We start from the raw sequence: 17,928 nt of genomic DNA, 5'->3' as shown, positions 1-17,928 counted from the left end.
GAGAGCGGCCGCGGCCTTCAAGGGGCGCCGGGGGGACCTCAGGCCGTGAACCGGCCCGTGCTGCGGACCTCCGGGAAGTCCGTGGCGGCGCCGTCCAGTTGGAGGGCCCGCGCGAGCCGCAGCAGGTCCAGGCTGTTGACCGTCCAGCCCGTCACCCGCAGCCCCGCCCCGTGCGCCGCCTCCACCGCCTCCAGGCTCAGCCGGCGGACGTCGACCGCGACGGCCGCCGCACCCGCCGCCCGGGCGAGCCCCACCAGTTCGCCGGGGTCGGTCCCGGGCCGCTCCACGCGCAGCGCCGTCCGCACCCCCGGGACCCGCCGGGCGACCTCGGCCAGCACCTGCGCGTCGCCCGAGGCCACCTCCACCCGGGCGGCCAGGTCGTCCCGCAGGAGCAGTTCCACGAGCGCCCCGGCGGCGGCCGGATCCTGCACCGACACCTGGAGCGGGACCCGGACGGCGTCCAGGACCTCCTCCAGGACCGGCACCCGTTCTCCCTGGCCGGCGTCCAGTTCGCGCAGCTCGGCGAGGGTCAGGTCGGCGACGGCGCCCGCGCCGTCCGTGGTGCGGTCCACCTCGGCGTCGTGCAGGACGACGAGGACGCCGTCCTTGCTGAGGCGTACGTCCAGCGCGATGGCGTCCATCCCGCAGCGTTCCGCCCGGATGAACGACCGAAGGGTGTTCTCCGGTTCCACACCCATGACCCCGCGGTGACCGATGGTGAGGAAAGTCAAGGTTCTCTCGCTTCCGTCGACGGCGGCTCCCGGCGCGGTCGCGGTGTCCCGACCGGCCGCGCCCGGTGAGGACGCATGCTAGTGCGCACCGCGCGCGTTGGGACCGGGCGTGCAGGGGCGTGCGGAAGCCTTCCGGCCGCTTCTCGTCAGGGGTGTGGGACCGGCGGCGGGCCCGGGCCGCCCCGTCGCGTCACCCGGGGGTGGGCGCGTCCCCGCCGGCTTGACGCTCCGCCTGCGCGGGGCGGGATCCGGCCCGCCGCCGCGCCTGCGCCAGGTCCGCCAGCAGGGCCTCGCCCAGCTCGAGTTCGGCCAGGTGCCGGCGTTCGGCCCAGCGCAGGGTGAGGGCGGGGAAGGCCCACTCCGGCACGTCCGCCGCGTGCCCCATCGCCTCCCGCACCGCCGCCAGTTCGGCCCGGGTGCGCTCCAGGTGGTCCGCCACCATGGCGCGCAGCCGCTCCGGCTCCGACAGGTGCCCGAGCCAGATCCGCAGCAGCAGCCCGTGCTTGAGCACCGGAGGCCCCGCCTCGGCGGTGTCCGCGGCCCAGCCCGCCAGGGCCGCGCGGCCCGCGTCCGTGATGGCGTAGCGGCGCTTGGCGCGGACCTCTTCCGGCCCCGAGCGCGCGGAGGAGGCGTACCCGAGTTCCTCCAGCCGCCGCAGTTCGGCGTAGATCTGGCTGATGGCGGGCGACCAGTAGAAGAAGCGCAGCGAGGAGTCCGCCCACTTCTTCAGCTCGTACCCGGTGCGTTCGCCGGGGAAGGACAGCAGGCCGAGAACCGCCCATGCGGTCGGCGGAAGGTCTTGCTTCTTCGCAATATGACTACTAGTCATATTCCTAATCGAAGCAAGACCGGGCACGGGACGCATCTCTGGAGGCATCGTGAAATTCTCCGTGATCTTCGAGGCTCAGCTGGCCGACCCCACCGTGGAGCGGGAGCACCAGGTCATCCGCGACTGCGTCGAGCAGGCGGTGTTCGCCGAACGCATGGGATTCGACCGGATCTGGGCCGTCGAGCACCACTCGCTGAAGTGGTACGCCCACATGAGCGCCCCCGAGGTCTTCCTGAGCTGGGTCGCGGCCAGGACGAACACCATACGCATCGGGCACGGCGTCGTGTGCATGCCCTTCGGCTTCAACCACCCGGTGCGCGTGGCGGAACGCGCCGCCATGCTCGACCTGCTCTCCGGCGGCCGGGTGGACCTCGGCGCCGGACGCGGCGGCACTCTCCAGGAGACCTCCCTGTGCGGGGTCGACCGCGACCGGACCGAGGCCGAGGTGGAGGAGGCGCTGCGGATCATCGGCAGCGCCTGGCGGGAGGAGGAACTGGAGTACCACGGCGAGCTGATCGACATCGGCCCCCACCCGGTCCTGCCGCGCCCCGCGCAGGCCCCGCACCCGCCGCTGTTCCTGGCGTGCAGCCGCGCCGAGACCCTGGTGAAGGCCGCCGAGCTGGGCGTCGGGGCCCTGGTCATGGGCTTCGCCGGGCCGGAGTCCATCGCGGGGATGCGGGCCGTCTACGACACGGCGCGCGCGGAGCGCGACGGCAGCCGCTTCGTGTCCGGCGTCGTCAACGACCACTTTTCCGTGCTCTGCCCCACCATCGTGCTGGACGACCCGGGGGAGGCCCGCCGGATCGGCATCCGCGGGCAGCGCTTCTTCGCCCAGGCCATCGGGCACTGGTACGGCGGCGCGGGCGTCCCGGACGAGGCCGTGGTGGCGGGCGCCGACGAGGCGGCGGAGCTGCGCCGGGCCGCCGAGCAGGTGGTGGCCCGCCTCCACGAGCAGGACATCCCCGTACGGCCCGCCTCCACGGCCACCTTCAACGCCGGCCACGCCTACGGGAGCGCGGACGAGGCCATCGCGTACGTGGAGCGGCTGCGGGAGGCCGGCGCGGACGAGGTGATGTGCCTGGTCCAGATGGGCACCGTGCCGCAGGAGGCCTGCCTGGAGACCCTGCGCCAGTGGGGCGAGAAGGTCATCCCGCACTTCCGGGCAGGGGTGAACCCCCGGTCCGGCGATTAGCCCGAACGCTACGCCGGTTACTAGGCGGAGTGGTGGATTCCACCGTGAGTAACGGGAAGACTTCCGGTGGAGTGGGGGGTATTACAGAAAAATTTCCCGAGTTTCCTCTTGAGTGGGGGAGCCTCGCATGCATACGCTGTCTTAACGCGAGGTTCTCCTGTGGAGGAAGTGACATGACGGAAACTCTTGTGCCGGGCATCGGCGGGGCCGTGATAACCGCCGGGGCGCGGGTGGTGGACCACCCGGCGTGGCCCGAGCTCAAGGCCGCCGTGGAGGAGATCCGCCCCTGGCAGGCCAAGGACGGTTCGATCGACTTCGACGCCGAGGGCGCTCCCGCCCGCGCCGAGGTCGAGGCCGCCGTCGAGCGCGTCGTCGCGGCGGTCGAGGTCCTGTCCCCGCTGCTGCCGCACGCCGCCGACTACCACAAGGCGCTCGTCGCCGACCTGCGCAAGTGGGTCGCCGAGGGCTTCGGCGTGCCGGACTTCCTCGACTCCCTGCTGGCCTTCCACCCGGCCGCGCAGCGCGAGGACGGCCTCCAGCACCTCGTCGTCTTCCCGATGTACACCCAGAACGGCAACCCGGACCGCAACTTCGAGGCCGTCGTCCTGAAGATGGTGTGGCCCGAATGGCTCTCCGAGCTGGAGCGCACCCGGTACGACAACCCGCTCTTCCTCGGCATCACCCTCGAGGACTTCACCCCGGGTTACGACACCCACTCCGCGGTGCTCTTCCCGGAGACCATCGCCGTCCGCGAGGCCCCCGAGCGCTTCACCTGGGGCGGCATCTTCTGCGACCGCGAGGCGGCCCGCTACCGCAAGGTCACCGGCGCGGCCGTGGACATCCTGGGCATCGAGCTGCCCGAGGACATCGCCCGCATGGTCGAGGACCAGGAGCGCTGCGAGAAGGCCTTCGTCCTGTGGGACATGGTCCACGACCGCACCCACAGCCACGGCGACCTGCCGTTCGACCCCTTCATGATCAAGCAGCGCCAGCCGTTCTGGATGTACGGCCTGGAGGAGCTGCGCTGCGACCTCACCGCCTTCAAGGAGGCCGTGAAGCTCGAGTCCGAGGGCAACGAGCACGGCCGCGACGTGCAGTACGCCGTCCTCTTCGACCGGATGTTCCGCTTCCCGGTCTCCGGCGACCGCAACCGCAACTACGACGGCCTCGGCGGCCAGCTGCTCTTCGCCTACCTCCACAAGCACGACGTCGTGCGCTGGACGGACAACAAGCTGAAGATCGACTGGATGCGGGCCCCGCAGGTCACCAACCAGCTCTGCGCCGAGATCGAGGACCTGTACCGCGCGGGCATCGACCGCCCCAAGCTGGTCCACTGGTTCAAGGCCTACGAGCTGGTCTCCACCTACCTGGCCCCGCACCCGGGCTCCAAGTGGGCCAAGGGTCCCGACGCCCTCGACCTGACGCAGCCCCCGCGCAAGCTCGTGGACGACGTGCTTCCGGACGAGTTTCCGCTCAGCATGTTCTACGAGGCCCTCGCCAAGAAGCTCAAGGGCGTGATCGCCTCGACGAAGGGCATCACTCCCCAGAACGCCGACGACGCCTCGCGGACCGCCGCGTGAGCACTCGCCCTCAGGAGGCTGCACAGATGAACGGCTCCGGGAACGGCCCGCTCCAGGGAGCGGTGGTAGCTGTGGCCGGGGCCGGCGGCCCCGCCGGCCGCGCCGCCCTGCTCCGCCTTGCCGAGGCGGGCGCCACCGTCGTGGCGTCCGACGCCGACGCCGCGCGCCTGGCCGAGTCGGTGGACGCGGCCCGCTACGCCCACGGCGGCGCCACCGTCATCGGCGACACCGTCGACCTGCTCGACCTGGAGGCCACCAAGGCCTGGGCCGAGCGCACCGAGAAGGAGTTCGGCCGCGTCGACGGCCTGGTCCACCTCGTCGGCGGCTGGCGCGGCAGCAAGACCTTCACCGACGTGGACCTCGCGGACTGGGAACTCCTGGAGAAGCTGCTGATCCGCACCGTCCAGCACACTTCGCTCGCCTTCCACGACGCCCTCGTGCGCAGCGGCCAGGGCCGCTACGTCCTGATCAGCCAGTCCGGCGCGCACAAGCCGGTCGCCAACAACGCCGCGTACAACGCGGGCAAGGCGGCCGCCGAGGCCTGGACCCTGGCCATGGCGGACTCCTTCCGCAAGGTCGGGGGCGAAGAGGGTCCGGCCGCCGCGGCTGCGATCCTGGTGATCAAGGCACTGGTGCACGACGCGATGCGCGCCGAGCGCCCCAATGCGAAGTTCGCGGGCTTCACCGACGTCAAGGAGCTGGCCGAGGCCATCGCCGGCGTTTGGGAGCGGCCCGCCTCCGATGTGAACGGACAGCGTCTGTGGCTCACTCCGCAACCGTGAGAACCGACAACGGCAAGACCGACGCCCGCCGCCACCACGACCCGGCGGTGCGCGGTTTCGCCAGCGACAACTACGCCGGGGTCCACCCGGAGGTGCTCGCGGCCATCGCCCTCGCCAACGAAGGCCACCAGGTCTCCTACGGCGAGGACGACTACACCGAGCACCTCCAGAAGGTGTTCCGCAGCCACTTCGGTCCCTACGCCGAAGCCTTCCCGGTCTTCAACGGCACGGGCGCCAACGTCGTCGCCCTCCAGGCCATGACCGACCGGTGGGGCGCGGTGATCTGCGCCAAGACCGCCCACATCAACGTGGACGAGGGCGGCGCGCCCGAGCGGATGGCCGGCATCAAGCTGCTGGCCGTGCCCACCCCGGACGGGAAGCTCACCCCCGAGCTGATCGACCAGGAGGCCTGGGGCTTCGAGGACGAGCACCGGGCGATGCCCCAGGTCGTCTCGATCACCCAGAACACCGAGCTCGGCACCGTCTACACCCCGGACGAGATCAGGGCCATCTGCGAGCACGCCCACTCCCTGGGCATGAAGGTGCACCTCGACGGCGCCCGGATAGCCAACGCCGCGGCCTCGCTCGACGTTCCCATGCGCACCTTCACCAACACGGTCGGGGTGGACGTGCTGTCGTACGGCGGCACCAAGAACGGCATGATGTTCGGCGAGGCCGTGGTGGTGCTCAACCCGGACGCGGTCCGGCAGATGAAGCACATCCGCAAGATGTCCATGCAGCTGGCCTCCAAGATGCGTTTCGTCTCGGTGCAGCTCGAAGCGCTCCTCGCCAAGGACCTGTGGCTGCGCAACGCCCGCCACGGCAACGCGATGGCCCGGCGGCTCGCCGCGGGCGTGCGCGAGACCGACGGGGTGGAGATCCTCTACCCGGTGCAGGCGAACGCGGTGTTCGCGCGGCTGCCGCACGACGTCACGCGCCGGCTCCAGGAGCGGTACCGCTTCTACTTCTGGGACGAGGCCGCCGGCGACGTCCGCTGGATGTGCAGCTTCGACACGCAGGAGGAGGACGTCGACGGCTTCCTCCAGGCCCTGAAGGAGGAGCTGGCCCGGTAGGCGCCACTCCGCAAAGAGCTGAATATCTATGCCACCGACCGCAAATCTATTGATCTGCGGTCGGTGGCATGCCTAAGCTGCGGATCATGCAACTGATCCAACAGAACCCGGATATTCATGCCTATCTGGCCTCCAGTGAGGCCATCGACCACTGGCATCCCCTGGTACAGGAGACCGCAGACGCCCTCTGGACCTCCACTGGCGATGCATATTCATACGCCGAGGCGGCCTTCGAGTTCGTCCGCGACACCATCCCGCACTCCGCCGACTCCGGCGACCTGCGGGTCTCCTGGCGCGCCTCCGACGTCCTGAGCACCCGCAACGGCATCTGCTACGCGAAGTCCCACGCCCTCGTCGCCCTGCTGCGCGCCCAGGGCATCCCCGCGGGCCTGTGCTACCAGCTGCTCGGCGACCCGCATGCGTGCGGCGACAGCTGCTCCAGTGCGGCCGGGGCCTGCCCCGGGGGGTTCGACCTGGCCGTCCACGGCCTCGTCGCCCTGAGGCTGCCCGGCCGGGAGGACTGGTCCCGGGTCGACCCGCGCGGCAACAAGCCGGGCGTCGACGCCCGGTTCAGCCTCGACGTGGAGCAACTGGCCTTCCCCGTACGCCCGGAGCTCGGCGAGATCGACTACCCCGAGCTGTACGACACCCCGCACCCCGCCGCGCTCAAGGCCCTCCAGGAGTCCGCCGACCGGCCGGCGCTGTGGCGGAACCTTCCGACCTCCCTGTAGCCGGTACCGGCGCCCTCCGCCCGCCCCCCGCCACCAGCAGGTGCAGCGCGGCGGCCGCGAGTTGCAGCACGGCGATCCCGAGCAGCAGCGTCCACGGCGGTGCGGCGGCCGCCAGACCCACCAGGGCGGCCCCCGTGGAAGCCGCCGTCACCTTCAGCCCGGCCCCCAGGGTGAACACCTGCGCCCGCACCGCGCCCGGCGCGTGCTCCGAGCGGATCCGCAGCGTGGCCGTCAGCAGCGGCCCGTCGCACACCCCCGCCGCCGCGAACGCGGCCGCGGCCGGCGCGACCGACGGGGCGAACGCCGCCACCGCGAGCGCCGCACCCGTCCCCGCCATCGCCCAGCGGGCCAGCCGGCCCGGCGCCACCGAGGTCATCCGGCCCAGTGTGAGGGACCCGGCCAGCGCGCCGAGGGCGAAGGCCGTCATCAGCACCCCGCCCGCGCCGGGGCTGCCCAGGGCGCGGGCCAGCAGCACGGAGGTGGTCGTCAGCGCCCCGACGCCGACGAAAGCCAGCGTCGTCGCCGAGGTGATCGCCCGCAGGTCCCGGACCCGCCACAGCGCGGCCAGCCCCGCCCCGAGCCCGGCGCGGGGCGCCTGTGGCCGGGTACCCGCGCCCGGGTCCTCGTGCGGGGCCTCGTGAGGGGTTCCGTTCCCGTACGGCAGGGAGGCGGCCAGGGTGGCGGCCAGTGCCGCCGACAGCGCCAGCACCCCCATCGCGGGCCCCGCCGAGACCGCCGCCCCCGCCAGGCTGACCACCGCGGGGGCCGTCACCGCGGCCGCGTTGTACGTCGAGGCGTCCCAGCCGTACGCCCGGTCCCGCCGCGGCCCCTCCGGCACCAGCCCCGCGACCAGGCTCGACAGCCCGCCCGTCACCACCGGGCCGCACGACCCGCCCAGCACCGCCACCGCCAGCACCACCGCCATCGGGGCCCGCCCGAGCAGCGCCGCCAGCGCGGCCACCGCGACCGTGAACCCCGCCAGCGCGCCCGCGTAGAACAGGCGGGGCCTGCGAGCCCGCGCCGCGGCGGCCCCCGCCAGCGGCGCGGCCAGTACGTGCGGGGCCATCCAGGCGGTCAGCACGAACGCCCCGTGCGCGGCGCTGCCCGTCCGCTCCAGCGCGAGCAGCACCACCGCCATCCCCATTCCCTCGGACGCGAACCGCCCGGCCAGCGCCGCCGCAAGGTACCGCCCGAACCCGCCCATCGGCGGACCCCCTCCCCGTTCGGTAACGTGTTGTGCATCCAAGACGTTACGTCAGATGGATGTAAGGGGAAAGGAGTCCGCGATGGGGGATCCGCCCACGACGGGTGCGGCAGCCGCGGGGTTCTCGGCGGCAGGCCGCCTGATCGAGCTGGCCGAGGCGGTCCGCGCGGACCCCGCCCTGCCCCGCGACGAGCTCGCCGCCCTGCTCGCCCGGCACGGGGAGCACCCGGCCGACCTGGCCCCGGAGGCCTTCGGGGAGCCGGAAGCGGCGGAACTGCGCGCCGCGGCCCGCCGGATGGCGCTCGTCATCGCCGAGACCGACGAGGACCGGATGGCCGAAGCCCTCAACGGGCTGCTGGAGGAGTGCGGCACCCGGCCCCGGCTGACCCGGCACGACGGCCACCCCTGGCACCTGCACGTGGACCGGGGCGACGGAGCCCGCTGGGGCGACTGGCTCCTCGCCTCCGGCGCCCTCGCCCTGGCCCAGCTGCTCACGGAGTACGGCCGCATCGCCTGGGGCGCCTGCGCCGCGCCGGGCTGCGGGCGGCTCTTCCTCGGTACCGGCCCCGGCAGCGCCCGCCGCTACTGCACGCCCACCTGCGCCACCCGCGGCCGGGTCGCCGCCCACCGGCGGCGCAGACGCGAAGCGGCCGCGCCGGGGCGGGGGCCCGGGGCCGCGACCGGCCCGCTTCCTTGACCTGTCAGCCCGCTTCCTTGACCTGTGCGGCCGTGGGCGCGGTCCCGCCGAGGTGGGCCGGCAGCCACCAGGAGTCCTCGGTGCCCTGCGGCTTGGCCGGGTAGGCGGCCTGCGCCGCCTCCAGCAGCTCCTGCACGCGCCCGCGCAGCCGGCGGGTGATGGCCCCCGCGTACTGGTCCTTGGGGGCCTCGATCGGCTCGCCGACCCGCATGGTCACCGGGATGTGGCTGCGCTTGAGGTTCTTCGGGCGGCCCTTGGTCCACAGGCGCTGGGTGCCCCACAGCGCCACCGGGATCAGCGGCACCCCGGCCTCCTGCGCCATCCGCGCGGCGCCCGACTTGAAGCTCTTGAGGGTGAACGACTGGGAGATCGTCGCCTCCGGGAACACGCCGATGATCTCGCCGGAGCGCAGCGAGTCCAGCGCGTGCTGGTAGGCGGACTCGCCCTGCTGCCGGTCCACCGGGATGTGCTTCATCGCGCGCATCAGCGGACCCGACACCTTGTGCCGGAAGACCGACTCCTTGGCCATGAAGCGCACGAGGCGCTTCTGCGGCCGCGCCGTCAGACCGGCGAAGATGAAGTCGAGGTAGCCGATGTGGTTCGACACCAGGACCGCCCCGCCCTTGCGCGGGATGTTCTCGGTGCCCTTCATGTCGATACGGATGTCCAGCGCGCGGAACAGCATGTGCGCGGCGCCGATCACCGGGGGGTAGACGAGCTCAGCCATGGGGAGACCCCGCTTTCTGCCTGGGGAGGTGCTCCCGGCCGGAAGTTACGGAAGCGTAGGTACGCGACCATGGGGATCGTGCCCGAAACGCGGCGCGCTGGCCAGTCCGGACGGCCGCGGACGGGGAGATCCTCGTCACGCGGGGAATGCGCGGCGTGACGGCGGCGCTCGGACAGGGAGAGCCTCCCGGCCGCGGCCGGGGTGGTGCGTACATGGGGACAGGGTAGACAGGAGCGGGCGTGCCCGAACACGAGGAGGCCGCCGGGGCGGCGGCCGGAGCGGCCCGCCTCGGCGCCGCCGAGCTGGGCCGGGAGCCGGGGCGGCGGGCCAGCCTGGTGCAGTTCTCCACCGCCTTCTGCCAGCCCTGCCGGGCCACCCGCAGGATCCTCGCCGAGATCGCCGCCATGGTCGACGGGGTCGAGCACATCGAGATCGACGCCGAACGCAACCTCGCGCTCGTGCGCGCCCTGGGCGTGGAGAAGACCCCGACCGTGCTCGTCCTGGACGGCGCGGGCCGGATCGTGCGGCGGGCCGTCGGGATGCCGCGCAAGGCGGATGTGATCGCCGCCCTGGGGGCGGCGGTGTGAGGCCCGCGCCGGTACGCGCGCCCGCACGCAGCGTGACGCGCCTGACATCTGCCCGCTGCGGCTTGACTGTGTACACGGGAGATCGCCAGGCTGGCGGCATGCGGTACGAACTCCTGCTCCACGGGCGGGTCCATGTGGACCTCGGCCGATGCGCGAGCGCGCGCTGTTGGGATCGCTGAACGCCCCCGACCCCCGATCCCCGAACGCCCTCCCGCGACCCCCGCGGCACAAGGAAGGCCCCCCATGACGGCCCCGACGGCCCCGCCCGCGCCCCTCACCGCCGCCCCCTTCGGCGATCCCGGCCGCGACCCGCTGCCAGGTTCGCCCGAACTGCTGCGCTCCGTCTTCCGCCGGCACGCCGCCGGGGTCGCCGTGATCACGGCGCAGAGCGGGGGCCGCCCGGCCGGCTTCACCGCGACCTCGCTCAACTCCGTCTCCGCCGACCCGCCGATGCTCTCGTTCACCATCGGCACCGGGTCCTCCAGCTGGCCGGCCGTTCGGGACACCGACCACCTGGGCGTCCACATACTCGGGGAGCACCAGCGCGAGCTCGCCGGGCTCTTCGCGCGCAGCGGGGCGGACCGTTTCGGGCCGGGCACCGACTGGGTGACCGGTCCGCACGGCGTGCCGCTGCTCGACGGGGTGCTGGCGTGGCTGGTGTGCCGCGTGGTGGCGAGGGTGCCCGCAGGGGAGCATCGTGTGATCATCGCGGAGGCCGTGGCGGGGGACCCCGCCGGCGAGGGCCGGCCCCTGCTGTACCACCAGGGCCGCTTCAACGCGCTGCGCGACTGAATCGTCCCTGCTGGGACCGGTTCGGGCGGCGTTGGCCAGATCACAGTTCAGTGGCCTTGCAACCGGGGAAGACCCACTGTGTACTGACGAGTAACATTCCCTTCGGAGCGGGGCCCGCCCCGACCGGGATCCGCGCCGGAAGGCGCCTATGCTGCCTCCACAAGGCGGTATCAGTAGCGGTATCAGTAAAAGACGATGCGGTAGGAGAGCCGGCGTGAGCCTGAGGATCGTTGTCTGTGTGAAGTACGTGCCCGACGCCACCGGCGACCGGCACTTCGCCGATGACCTGACGGTCGACCGCGACGACGTCGACGGTCTGCTGTCGGAGCTCGACGAGTACGCCGTCGAGCAGGCGCTGCAGATCGCCGACGAGGCCGACGACGCCGAGATCACCGTCCTGACGGTGGGCCCGGAGGACGCCAAGGACGCGCTGCGCAAGGCGCTGTCGATGGGCGCCGACAAGGCCATCCACGTCGAGGACGACGACCTGCACGGCACCGACGTCATCGGCACCTCGCTGGTGCTGGCGAAGGCCGTCGAGAAGGCCGGCTACGACCTGGTCATCACGGGCATGGCCTCGACCGACGGCACCATGGGCGTCCTCCCGGCGATCCTGGCCGAGCGCCTGGGCGTCCCGCAGGTCACCCTGCTCTCCGAGGTCAAGGTCGAGGACGGCACCGTCACGGGCCGCCGCGACGGCGACTCCGCGAGCGAGCAGCTGGTCGCCTCCCTCCCGGCGCTCGTCTCCGTGACGGACCAGTCGGGCGAGGCCCGCTACCCGTCCTTCAAGGGCATCATGGCGGCCAAGAAGAAGCCGGTGGAGTCCTGGGACCTGTCCGACCTGGACCTGGACGCCGAAGAGGTGGGCCTCCAGGGTGCCTACACCGTGGTCGAGTCCGCGGCACAGCGCCCGGCCCGCACCGCCGGCACCGTCGTCAAGGACGAGGGCGAGGGCGGCAAGCAGCTGGCCGAGTTCCTGGCCGGCCAGAAGTTCATCTAGGGGCTCCGGCCTCACCAGTAGCCCCCAGACACCTCGTAAAGCAGGAGAGCAGTCCCATGGCTGAAGTTCTCGTCTACGTCGACCACGTGGACGGTGCCGTCCGCAAGCCCACCCTCGAGCTGCTGACGCTGGCCCGCCGCGTCGGCGAGCCCGTCGCCGTCGCCCTGGGCGCCGGTGCCGAGGCCACCGCCGCCGTGCTCGCCGAGCACGGTGCCGTCAAGGTCCTCACCGCCGACGCCCCGGAGTTCGCCGACTACCTGGTCGTCCCCAAGGTCGACGCCCTGCAGGCCGCCTACGACGCGGCGTCCGCCGGGGGCTCCCTGGCCGCCGTGCTCGTCCCGTCCTCCGCCGAGGGCAAGGAGATCGCCGCGCGCCTCGCCGTGCGCATCGGCTCCGGCATCATCACCGACGCCATCGACCTGGAGGCCGGTGACGAGGGTCCGGTCGCGACGCAGGCCGCCTTCGCCGCGTCGTTCACCACCAAGTCCCGCGTGTCCAAGGGCACCCCGGTCATCACCGTGAAGCCGAACTCGGCCCCGGTCGAGGCCGCCCCGGCCGCCGGTGCCGTCGAGGCGCTCGCCGTCACCTTCGGCGCCCTGGCCACCGGTACCAAGGTCGTCTCCCGCACCCCGCGCGAGTCCACGGGCCGCCCGGAGCTGACCGAGGCCGCGATCGTCGTCTCCGGCGGCCGCGGCGTCAACGGCGCGGAGAACTTCCACCTCATCGAGGAGCTGGCGGACTCCCTCGGTGCGGCGGTCGGCGCCTCCCGCGCCGCCGTCGACGCCGGCTGGTACCCGCACACCAACCAGGTCGGCCAGACCGGCAAGTCGGTCTCCCCGCAGCTGTACATCGCCGCCGGCATCTCCGGCGCGATCCAGCACCGGGCCGGCATGCAGACGTCGAAGACCATCGTGGCCGTCAACAAGGACGCCGAGGCCCCGATCTTCGACCTGGTCGACTACGGCGTGGTCGGCGACCTCTTCGAGGTCGTCCCGCAGCTGACGGGCGAGATCAAGGCGCGCAAGGGCTAATCCCGACCTGCCGTTTCCGCTGCCTCCGGGGCCGTGTGGTGATTGTCACCGCACGGCCCCGAGTCGTTCGTCCCAGGCGGCGGAGGGACCATTGACTGAGCGGAACCCCGTGACTAAATTCTGCTATGCGGATCTAGGCTTCCGTGAAGCGGAAAAGAGGAGAGTGCACGATGGGTCAGCAGGAGAAGGTGGCGACGAGCCTCGCAGGCGCGGTCAGCGAGGGCATCAGCGCCTCCCTCGCGCCGGTGGACGCGGAACTCGCGCGCCACTACCCGGGCGACCCCGGCACCCGCCAGCCGATCCACACGGTCTACGTACCCGGCGACGTCTTCGCCGCCGACACCATCCGCTCCTGGGGCGACCAGGCCCTCGCGGCCCTGGACGAGCACGCCCCCGACGCGGCCACCTTCGCGAAGGTGCTCGGCATCTCCGACGAACTGGCCGTCCCGGTCTACGACCGCGTCCGCGCCAAGCTCGCCTCCGAGCCCATCGAGGACCTCCGCGTGGACTTCGAGGACGGCTTCGGCGTCCGCTCCGACGAGGAGGAGGACCAGGCCGCGGCCCGCGCCGCCCGCCTCGTCTCGGAGGCCTTCGCCAACGGCATGAACGCCCCCTACATGGGCATCCGCATGAAGTGCATGGAGTCCAACGTCCGCGACCGCGGCATCCGCACCACCGACGTCTTCCTCTCCGGCCTGCTTGAGCACGGCGGCCTGCCCGAGGGTCTTGTCCTGACCCTGCCCAAGGTCACCTACGCCGAGCAGGTCAGCGCCTTCGTCAAGCTGCTGGAGGCCTTCGAGACCACCCGCGGCCTGCGCCCCGGCCGGATCGGCTTCGAGATCCAGATCGAGACCAGCCAGTCCATCCTGGCCTCCGACGGCACCGCCACCGTCGCCCGGATGATCGAGGCCGCCAAGGGCCGCGCCACCGGCCTGCACTACGGCACCTTCGACTACAGCGCCTGCGTCGGCGTCTCCGCCGCCTACCAGGCCAGCGACCACCCCGCCGCCGACCACGCGAAGGCGATCATGCAGGTCGCGGCCGCCGGCACCGGCGTACGCGTCTCCGACGGCTCGACGAACGTCAAGCCCGTCGGCACCACCGAGCAGGTCCACGAGGCCTGGCGGCTCCACTACGGCCTGACCCGCCGCGCCCTGGCCCGCGCCTACTACCAGGGCTGGGACATGCACCCGGCCCACCTGCCGACCCGCTACGCGGCGGTCTTCACCTTCTACCGCGAGGGCCTTGAGGCCGCGGCGGCGCGCCTGAAGGCGTACGTGGCGAAGATCGAGGGCGACGTGATGGACGAACCCGCCACCGCCAAGGCCCTGGCCGGCTACCTGGTCCGCGGCCTCGACTGCGGCGCGGTGGGCCCCGAGGAGGTCACCGCCCTGACCGGTCTGACCCGCTCCGAACTGGACGCCTTCGCCATCCCCCGCCGCTCGGCCACCCTGACGGCAACCGCCTGACCCACCCGTGCCGACGGCCCGCCCCCGGATCACCGGGGGCGGGCCGTCGGCGTGTGCGGGGCCGGCAGGAGCCAGCAGCGCAGGGTGCCGTCGTCCCCGGCGGAGGCCAGCAGGCTCGCGTCGGGGGCGAAGGCGACACCCCGGACCGCACCGGTGTGTCCGGTCAGCGGCAGGTCGGTGGCGGCCTCACCCGTGGCGGTGTCCCAGAGCTGCACGGTGCCGTCCGAGCCCGCACTGGCGAGCCGGTGCCCCTGCGGGGAGAACGCCAGGTCGCACACTGCTCCGGTGTGCCCGGAGAGGTGGCGGCCGGGGCCCTCGGGGGTGCTCATGTCCCACAGCACGATGTGTCCGCCGGCGTCGCCGGTCGCCAGCAGCCGGCCGTCCGGGGAGAAGGCCACGGCGCCGGCGCTGCTGAGGTGGGCCTCCAGCTCCAGGCCGCCGCTTTCCGGGGCCGCCGGATCCCACCGCGCCGCCCGCTCGCCGATCGCGGCGGCCAGCCCGCTCCTGGCCGGGACGCCGTCTGCGGAGAGGTCCGGCCCCGATGGCGAGGCCAGGGTTTCGGGCAGCCGGACGCGCGCCGCCGGGTCCCAGGTGAGGATCAGGCCGTCCTCGGTGCGGACCCGGAGACGGCTGCCGTCGGGCGAGAACGCCAGCCGGCGCAGGGCAACCCCGGTTTCCGACGCCAGGGGAGGCAGGGCCACGGCCCGGTGCTTGCGCAGGGCGCTGTCGAGGGCCCGTGCCGCCAGCGGCAGGGGAGTCGGGGGTTCCTCGTCCGGTTTCGCGCGGTACACCACGAGGGTGTCGGCCTCGCCGCAGAGAGCGAGCATGCGGCCGTCGGGGGACATGGCCAACCGGTCGAACGGACCCTTGTACTCCGCCAGGGGCGGGCCCAGGAGCGCCCCGGTCGAAGGGTCCCAGAGCCGTACGGTGCCGTGGTCGCTCGTGGTGGCCAGTAGGCGGCTGTCCCGGGAGAACGCCATGGTGGCCCCACTGTCGGCTGCCTCGGGCAGCCTGCGCGCGAGGGTGCTGGTCGAGGTGGACCACAGCAGGGTCTCGTGGTCGTAGGTCGTGGCCAACAGGGCGCCGTCAGGGGAGAACGTGGCCTCGACGGGTCCGTCGATGTTGTCGATGAGAGGTCTGCCGGCACTCGCAGCGCTCGCGAGATCCCACAGACGCAGTGTGTGCTTGGTCCTGAGCGCGGCCAGGATGCTGCCATCGGGGCGGCAGAACATCGCCTCGATCTCGCCGAACAGAGGTGATTCGGCAGGCTCTCCGGTCGTGATGTCCCATCGGTGGACGATCTCGTCGTCGGCAGTGACCAGGGTCCGGCCGTCCGCCGCGAAGACGACCACGTCGACGGAGCGGCCGTGGCCGAGCAGGGGCGCTCCTACCCGTGCGAAGGTCGCGGTGTCCCACAAGGTCACCGCGCCCTCGCAGTCTCCAACGGCCAGGAGGTGGCCGCCGGGGGAGAACGCCAGCGAGAAGGCAAGGGGTCTGTCCGCGAGCTCACCGACGGCCACTCCCCGGACGGGATCCCACAGTTGGACCACTGCCTCGTCCTCGTGTGATCCGGACACGGCGAGGAGCCGGCCGTCGGGAGAGAAGGCCGCGCACCAGTTGTTGTCCGCCCGCGTGGTGAGCACGTGCGCCAGCGTGAACCTGCTCCTGTAGGCGGGGACGGGTGCGCGCTCCTGCGTCACGACCGCTGCGGGTGCCGGTGAGCGCCGCAGCGGTGCCAGGGCGGCCAGGTCGCGCCAGCGGCGGCGCCAGTGCTCCAACTCGGGGGAGTTGTGGGGCGGGACGGGCCGCTCCTGGCCGAACTCGTCGTAGGAGAGGAGGATCCGGACCAGGCCCATCAGGCTGTCCAGCCTCGGAAGGCCGTCCCCGCGGAAAGCGTCGCTCTGGGTGGACACCGGAAGCCGGATCCCGGTCTTGGACTTCGCCGCACGGGCGGTGAGTTCGCGGTACGACCGGTTGCCCCGGTCGAGCCGCAGCCGCCGCAAGTCCGCCGCGAACGACTCCAGTTCTTCGCTGAATGCACGCACGCTGTCCATCACCGCACAGGTTACGGCCGGGCTGCGCGCGTCGCCGGACGATCCCGGACAGTGCCGGTCAGCACCGGTGTCCGGCGGTGTCCGGAGGCGGTCCGGGATCGTCCGGTGGGGGCGGCGTGCCGGCGTGCGGGGCGGTGGAATCGGGGCATGACCACACCCCCGGACACAGATCCACCCTTCCTGACCCTGCACGCCGCCGTCGTGCTCCTCTGCGCCCTGTTCGCCGGGCTCGTCACCGGCGGGCTGAGCTACCTGGGCGGGATGCCGCCCGCTCTGGCCGTTCTCGCCGGACTCACCGCCGCCTGCGGGGCCGTGCCCGGGTTGCGGGGGGTCATCCGGTGAACGGGGGGAGTTCGCCCGAGCCGCGGGGGATCAGGCGGGTCGGCAGGACGGTGCGGGTCGGGGGGAGGGCGGTGCCCGACAGGCGTTGGAAGAGGCGGTCCGTGGCCACCCGGCCCAGGGCCGCCGGGTCCTGGGCGATCACCGTGACCCCGGGGCGCAGCAGGTCGGCCAGTTCGAAGTCGTCGAAGCCGACCAGCGCCACGGGCCGGGGGAGGGCCGCGAGGACCCGTACGACGGTGACGGTGACCCGGTTGTTGCCGGCGAAGACGGCCGTCACCGGCTCCGGGCCCGACAGCATCGCCCCGGCCGCCGCCGCCACCCGTTCCGGGGCCGTCGAGCCGAGGGAGACCCAGGATCCGGACACCGGCAGGCCCGCACCCGCCATCGCCTCGCGGTAGCCGCGCAGGCGTTCCGTGGCGGTGTGGATGCGGGGGTGGTCCCCGATGAAGCCGATCCGCCGGTGCCCGGCGGCGATCAGGTGGGCCACCCCGTCCCGGGCGCCGCCGAAGCTGTCCGACATCACCACGTCCGCCTCGATCCCGCCCGCCGGGCGGTCCACGAACACCGTGGCCACCCCGGCCCGGATCTCCGGCTCCAGGTAGCGGTGGTCGTCGCCGGCCGGGATCACGATCAGGCCGTCCACCCGGCGGGCGCACAGTGCGAGCGCCAACTCCCGTTCCCGGTCCGGATCTTCGGCACTGGAGCCGTTGATCAGCAGGGCGCCGTGGGTGCGCGCCACCTCCTCGACGGCCCGGTTGAGGGGACCGTAGAAGGGATCGGCCAGGTCCTCCAGGACCAGGCCGACGGTGGCGGTCCGGCCCTTGCGCAGGACGCGGGCGCTGTCGTTGCGCCGGAAGCCGAGGGCGTCGATGGCGTCCTGGACCCGCCGTTCGGTGTCCGGGGTCACCCCCGGCTCGCCGTTGACGACCCGGGACACCGTCTTCAGGCCGACGCCCGCCCGGGCCGCCACGTCCTTCATGGTCGGCCGGGTGCCGTAACGGGGTTCGGACGGGGGGCGGTTCTGCGGCACGGCGGGAAGACCTCCGGAGGCGGGGCGGCGGGGCGCTCTGACCCCGAGGATATGCACTCGGCCGGAGAGCGGGTTTC

18 protein-coding genes are annotated in these 17,928 nt (G+C 72.8%); 12 read left to right on the top strand and 6 right to left on the bottom strand.

Annotated features, from left to right (window positions below; translation table 11 throughout):
• Positions 1-38 precede the first annotated feature (38 nt).
• The gene (locus tag B4U46_RS04955) at positions 39-731 is read right to left on the bottom strand and encodes a glycerophosphodiester phosphodiesterase (protein WP_079424401.1); all 693 of its coding nucleotides are present in this window, start codon (positions 729-731) and stop codon (positions 39-41) included.
• Positions 732-921: 190 nt separating this feature from the next.
• Positions 922-1,560 carry a PadR family transcriptional regulator gene (locus B4U46_RS04950; RefSeq protein ID WP_237292638.1) on the bottom strand — a complete coding sequence of 213 codons (639 nt, stop codon included), beginning with the start codon at positions 1,558-1,560 and terminating at the stop codon, positions 922-924.
• A 49-nt stretch (positions 1,561-1,609) separates the two neighbouring features.
• Here B4U46_RS04950 and B4U46_RS04945 point away from each other — a divergent pair, with 49 nt between their 5' ends.
• The 5 genes from B4U46_RS04945 (at position 1,610) to B4U46_RS04925 (ending at position 6,918) form a co-directional block, all read left to right on the top strand.
• Positions 1,610-2,752: an LLM class flavin-dependent oxidoreductase gene (locus B4U46_RS04945; protein ID WP_079424398.1), complete on the top strand. Its 1,143-nt coding sequence runs from the start codon at positions 1,610-1,612 to the stop codon at positions 2,750-2,752.
• A 173-nt stretch (positions 2,753-2,925) separates the two neighbouring features.
• Positions 2,926-4,332 carry a DUF6421 family protein gene (locus B4U46_RS04940; RefSeq protein WP_079424396.1) on the top strand — a complete coding sequence of 469 codons (1,407 nt, stop codon included), beginning with the start codon at positions 2,926-2,928 and terminating at the stop codon, positions 4,330-4,332.
• A 26-nt stretch (positions 4,333-4,358) separates the two neighbouring features.
• Entirely contained in the window at positions 4,359-5,114 is a 756-nt protein-coding gene (locus B4U46_RS04935; RefSeq protein WP_079424394.1) for an SDR family oxidoreductase, read from the top strand.
• The gene (locus B4U46_RS04930; protein ID WP_079424392.1) at positions 5,093-6,187 is read left to right on the top strand and encodes a threonine aldolase family protein; all 1,095 of its coding nucleotides are present in this window, start codon (positions 5,093-5,095) and stop codon (positions 6,185-6,187) included. The genes B4U46_RS04935 and B4U46_RS04930 overlap by 22 nt, the downstream gene beginning before the upstream one ends.
• 86 nt (positions 6,188-6,273) lie before the next feature.
• Complete coding sequence (locus B4U46_RS04925; protein WP_079424391.1) at positions 6,274-6,918, top strand: transglutaminase-like domain-containing protein; 645 nt, start codon at positions 6,274-6,276, stop codon at positions 6,916-6,918.
• Here B4U46_RS04925 and B4U46_RS04920 read toward each other — a convergent pair.
• Positions 6,854-8,122 carry an MFS transporter gene (locus B4U46_RS04920; RefSeq protein ID WP_079424389.1) on the bottom strand — a complete coding sequence of 423 codons (1,269 nt, stop codon included), beginning with the start codon at positions 8,120-8,122 and terminating at the stop codon, positions 6,854-6,856. The two genes, B4U46_RS04925 and B4U46_RS04920, sit on opposite strands and share 65 nt — an antisense overlap.
• Positions 8,123-8,204: 82 nt before the next feature.
• Between B4U46_RS04920 and B4U46_RS04915 the strand changes: the two genes are divergently transcribed.
• Positions 8,205-8,819, top strand: coding sequence for a CGNR zinc finger domain-containing protein (locus B4U46_RS04915; protein WP_079424387.1), 615 nt, complete (start codon positions 8,205-8,207; stop codon positions 8,817-8,819).
• Between the two features lie 4 nt (positions 8,820-8,823).
• Here the strand turns inward: B4U46_RS04915 and B4U46_RS04910 are convergent, their stop codons facing one another.
• Complete coding sequence (locus B4U46_RS04910) at positions 8,824-9,546, bottom strand: lysophospholipid acyltransferase family protein (RefSeq protein WP_079424385.1); 723 nt, start codon at positions 9,544-9,546, stop codon at positions 8,824-8,826.
• A gap of 239 nt (positions 9,547-9,785) precedes the next feature.
• Between B4U46_RS04910 and B4U46_RS04905 the strand changes: the two genes are divergently transcribed.
• From B4U46_RS04905 to B4U46_RS04885, 5 genes are all read left to right on the top strand, one after another.
• On the top strand, positions 9,786-10,133 hold the full coding sequence (locus B4U46_RS04905; protein WP_079424384.1) for a thioredoxin family protein: 348 nt from the start codon (positions 9,786-9,788) through the stop codon (positions 10,131-10,133).
• Between the two features lie 243 nt (positions 10,134-10,376).
• Entirely contained in the window at positions 10,377-10,925 is a 549-nt protein-coding gene (locus B4U46_RS04900; protein ID WP_237292636.1) for a flavin reductase family protein, read from the top strand.
• A gap of 214 nt (positions 10,926-11,139) precedes the next feature.
• The gene (locus B4U46_RS04895) at positions 11,140-11,925 is read left to right on the top strand and encodes an electron transfer flavoprotein subunit beta/FixA family protein (protein ID WP_079424382.1); all 786 of its coding nucleotides are present in this window, start codon (positions 11,140-11,142) and stop codon (positions 11,923-11,925) included.
• A gap of 56 nt (positions 11,926-11,981) precedes the next feature.
• Positions 11,982-12,956: an electron transfer flavoprotein subunit alpha/FixB family protein gene (locus B4U46_RS04890; RefSeq protein ID WP_079424380.1), complete on the top strand. Its 975-nt coding sequence runs from the start codon at positions 11,982-11,984 to the stop codon at positions 12,954-12,956.
• A gap of 170 nt (positions 12,957-13,126) precedes the next feature.
• On the top strand, positions 13,127-14,425 hold the full coding sequence (locus tag B4U46_RS04885) for a DUF6986 family protein (RefSeq protein ID WP_079424379.1): 1,299 nt from the start codon (positions 13,127-13,129) through the stop codon (positions 14,423-14,425).
• A gap of 29 nt (positions 14,426-14,454) precedes the next feature.
• Here the strand turns inward: B4U46_RS04885 and B4U46_RS04880 are convergent, their stop codons facing one another.
• A complete protein-coding gene (locus B4U46_RS04880; RefSeq protein ID WP_079424377.1) occupies positions 14,455-16,479 on the bottom strand; it encodes a WD40 repeat domain-containing protein in 2,025 nt (674 codons plus the stop codon).
• Positions 16,480-16,626: 147 nt separating this feature from the next.
• Here B4U46_RS04880 and B4U46_RS04875 point away from each other — a divergent pair, with 147 nt between their 5' ends.
• The gene (locus B4U46_RS04875) at positions 16,627-16,821 is read left to right on the top strand and encodes a hypothetical protein (RefSeq protein ID WP_079424375.1); all 195 of its coding nucleotides are present in this window, start codon (positions 16,627-16,629) and stop codon (positions 16,819-16,821) included.
• On the opposite strand, the gene B4U46_RS04870 is transcribed toward B4U46_RS04875, so the two are convergent.
• Positions 16,811-17,800, bottom strand: a complete 990-nt coding sequence (locus B4U46_RS04870) for a LacI family DNA-binding transcriptional regulator (RefSeq protein WP_237293277.1) — start codon at positions 17,798-17,800, stop codon at positions 16,811-16,813. The two genes, B4U46_RS04875 and B4U46_RS04870, sit on opposite strands and share 11 nt — an antisense overlap.
• Positions 17,801-17,928: the final 128 nt, after the last annotated feature.

This window comes from Streptomyces katrae, from assembly GCF_002028425.1.
GTDB classification, from domain to species: domain Bacteria; phylum Actinomycetota; class Actinomycetes; order Streptomycetales; family Streptomycetaceae; genus Streptomyces; species Streptomyces katrae_A.
This window is presented reverse-complemented; position numbering and strand designations above follow the sequence as displayed.